The organism is Bacillus cereus group sp. BfR-BA-01381, assembly GCF_022663555.1.
In the GTDB taxonomy this organism is placed as follows: Bacteria; Bacillota; Bacilli; order Bacillales; family Bacillaceae_G; genus Bacillus_A; species Bacillus_A pacificus.
In genome coordinates, this window is record NZ_JAKUFR010000316.1 from 1 (window position 1) to 247 (window position 247).

Consider the following 247-nt stretch of genomic DNA (forward strand, 5'->3'; position numbering starts at 1 on the left):
ATACTGTGGTCCAAACGGCACTCCTTGCTGATACGGCATACCATAGTATGGATTTTGTTGTTGATAATACGGATTCGGCGGCATCACATTCGGTGGTTGATTGTTATCCATAATCGGCATCATATTTGGCATTTGATTGTTATCCATGATCGGCATCATGTTCGGCATTTGGTTGTTATCCATGATCGGCATCATGTTCGGCATTTGGTTGTTATCCATGATCGGCATTATGTTTGGTATTGGGTTA

1 pseudogene is annotated in these 247 nt (G+C 42.1%); it reads right to left on the reverse strand.

The window, feature by feature from the left end:
• Positions 1-247: pseudogene (locus tag MR079_RS28865) on the reverse strand (peptigoglycan-binding protein LysM); the annotation flags it as partial.